This is a genomic window from Dyadobacter arcticus, from assembly GCF_011762185.1.
Lineage (GTDB): Bacteria > Bacteroidota > Bacteroidia > Cytophagales > Spirosomataceae > Dyadobacter > Dyadobacter arcticus.
The window spans coordinates 1-3182 of the sequence record NZ_JAASQJ010000011.1; the positions used below are offsets into that span (position 1 = coordinate 1).

Consider the following 3182-nt stretch of genomic DNA (forward strand, 5'->3'; position numbering starts at 1 on the left):
CCAAGTATCATCGGCGGTTCTGGGCTTAACTTCTCTGTTCGGGATGGGAAGAGGTGAACACCAGGCCAATAGTCACCAACAAGCTCTTTTGTTGGTTTGTGTGATCAGGGAAGAGGTGAAGCGAGTGTCGCCCCAGACCATTCCAATAGTCACCAACAAGCTCTTTGAGTAGAGTAAAGGCAGCAAGGAGCATGGAGGAAGGGGTTTCCCTTTCGTCCTTTTTCCTTTTTTCCATTCTCCATTTCATGTCATATTGGAAGTAGAAGAGAAAAAATGAAGTGCAATGTGCAAGCTGTTGGGTAATTAGTACTGCTCGGCTGAATGCATTTCTGCACATACACCTGCAGCCTATCGACGTCGTAGTCTACAACGGCCCTTATGTGGAAGATTCATCTTCGGGCTAGTTTCGCACTTAGATGCTTTCAGCGCTTATCTATTCCCCACATAGCTACCCGGCCATGCCCCTGGCGGGACAACCGGTTCACCAGCGGTGGGTCCACCTCGGTCCTCTCGTACTAAAGGCAGCCCCCGTCAATCTTCCTACGCCCACCACAGATAGGGACCGAACTGTCTCACGACGTTCTGAACCCAGCTCGCGTGCCACTTTAATCGGCGAACAGCCGAACCCTTGGGACCTTCTCCAGCCCCAGGATGTGACGAGCCGACATCGAGGTGCCAAACCTCCCCGTCGATGTGAGCTCTTGGGGGAGATCAGCCTGTTATCCCCGGCGTACCTTTTATCCTTTGAGCGATGGCCCTTCCATACAGAACCACCGGATCACTATACCCTGGTTTCCCACCTGCTCGACCCGTCGGTCTCACAGTCAAGCCTGCTTGTACTATTGCACTCCACACACGGTTACCAAGCGTGTTGAGCAGACCTTTGGAAGCCTCCGTTACACTTTTGGAGGCGACCACCCCAGTCAAACTACCCACCATGCACGGTCCTTGACACAAGTCAAGTTAGATCCCAGGCCAGCGAAGGGTGGTATTTCAACGTTGGCTCCCCGATGCCTGGCGACACCGGCTCACAGCCTCCCACCTATCCTACACATCCCTGACCCGAAAACAATGCAAAGCTATAGTAAAGGTGCACGGGGTCTTTCCGTCCCGTGGCGGGTAAGCGGCATCTTCACCGCTACTACAATTTCACCGAGCTCACGGCCGAGACAGTGCCCAGATCGTTACACCATTCGTGCAGGTCGGAACTTACCCGACAAGGAATTTCGCTACCTTAGGACCGTTATAGTTACGGCCGCCGTTTACTGGGGCTTCGATTCAATGCTTCTCTTGCGATGACATCCCCTCTTAACCTTCCAGCACCGGGCAGGTGTCAGGCCCTATACGTCAACTTTCGTTTTGGCAGAGCCCTGTGTTTTTGCTAAACAGTCGCCTGGGCCATTTCTCTGCGGCCTCTCTTTGCAGAGGAGGCTCCCCTTCTCCCGAAGTTACAGGGTTAATTTGCCGAGTTCCTTAGCCGTGATTCACTCGAGCACCTTAGAATATTCTTCTCGACTACCTGTGTCGGTTTACGGTACGGGTTGCGTCAAGCTGATGTTTCAGAAGCTTTTCTTGGAAGCTGTTTCGTATGTTCGCTTTGCCCGTAGGCTCGGCTCAACGCACTATTCCGTCAGTACCTACATACCACACTGCTCCGTCACTTCTTCACACTTGATGCAAGGGCAGGAATATTAACCTGCTGTCCATCGGAGATCGCCTGTCGGCTATTCCTTAGGCCCCGCCTAACCCTCCGTTGATTAGCATAGCGGAGGAATCCTTAGTCTTTCGGTGTGCGGATTTCTCATCCGCATTATCGTTACTTATGCCTACATTTGCTTTTCCCACCAGTCCAGCACTGCTTACGCAATACCTTCACCCCTGTGGGAATGCTCCCCTACCGATCGTATAAATACTATCGCATAGCTTCGGTAATATGCTTGATGCCCGTTTATTATCGATGCCCGCCCCGCTCGACCAGTGAGCTGTTACGCACTCTTTAAATGTATAGCTGCTTCCAAGCTAACATCCTGGCTGTCTCTGCAGTCGGACCCCCTTAGTTCAACTTAGCATATATTTTGGGACCTTAGCTGATGCTCTGGGTTGTTCCCCTCTCGGACTGGGACCTTAGCACCCCAGCCCTCACTGCCGTGTATATCATGCCCCATTCGGAGTTTGTCAGAATTTGGTAGGATTTGACTCCCCCTAGTCCTATCAGTAGCTCTACCTGAACATGACTCGACCACGACGCTGTTCCTAAAAACATTTCGGGGAGTACGAGCTATTTCTCAGTTTGATTGGCCTTTCACCCCTACCCTCAGTTCATCCGAAAACTTTTCAACGTTTACCGGTTCGGTCCTCCACGATGTGTTACCAGCGCTTCAACCTGACCAAGGGTAGATCACCAAGTTTCGCGTCTACAGCCACTGACTAATCGCCCATTTCAGACTCGCTTTCGCTTCGGCTCCTGTTCTTTAAAACATTAACCTTGCCAGTAACCGTAACTCGTAGGCTCATTATGCAAAAGGCACGGCGTCACCCCAAAAGGCTCCGCCCGCTTGTAAGCGCATGGTTTCAAGTTCTATTTCACCCCGCTGCTCGCGGTACTTTTCACCTTTCCCTCACGGTACTCGTTCACTATCGGTCTCTCAGGAGTATTTAGCCTTGGCGGATGGTGCCGCCGGATTCAGAGGGGATTTCACCGGTCCCCACTTACTCAGGATACCCACTCATTTGACGCTCTTACCTGTACGGGATTCTCACCCTCTACGATTGGCCTTCCCAGGCCATTCCAGTTCAATTGTCAAACACTCGGTGGGTCCTACAACCCCAACCTGGCCGTAACCAAGTTGGTTTGGGCTTCTGCGCGTTCGCTCGCCACTACTTGCGCAATCACTATTGTTTTCTTCTCCTGCGGGTACTTAGATGTTTCAGTTCCCCGCGTTTGCCCCCCGTAGGGTAATACCACTTCATGGTACTGGGTTGCCCCATTCGGATATCTACGGATCAATGCATATGTGCTGCTCCCCGTAGCTTTTCGCAGCTTATCACGTCCTTCTTCGCCTCTGAGAGCCTAGGTATCCCCCATGCGCCCTTAATTCGCTTGCGCGACTTCTATTCTTCTCTTCTACTTCTCAATATGTCAATGAACTCGTTACCCCACAATTGGGGTAAGGTAGGTAACA

Annotated in this window: 2 rRNA genes; both read right to left on the reverse strand. The window is 51.8% G+C overall.

Annotation, left to right across the window (positions count from 1 at the left end):
• A 5S ribosomal RNA gene (rrf, locus tag FHS68_RS26205) occupies positions 1 to 80 on the reverse strand; the annotation flags it as partial.
• Between the two features lie 203 nt (positions 81 to 283).
• Positions 284 to 3106 (reverse strand): 23S ribosomal RNA (locus tag FHS68_RS26210).
• Positions 3107 to 3182 lie beyond the last annotated feature (76 nt).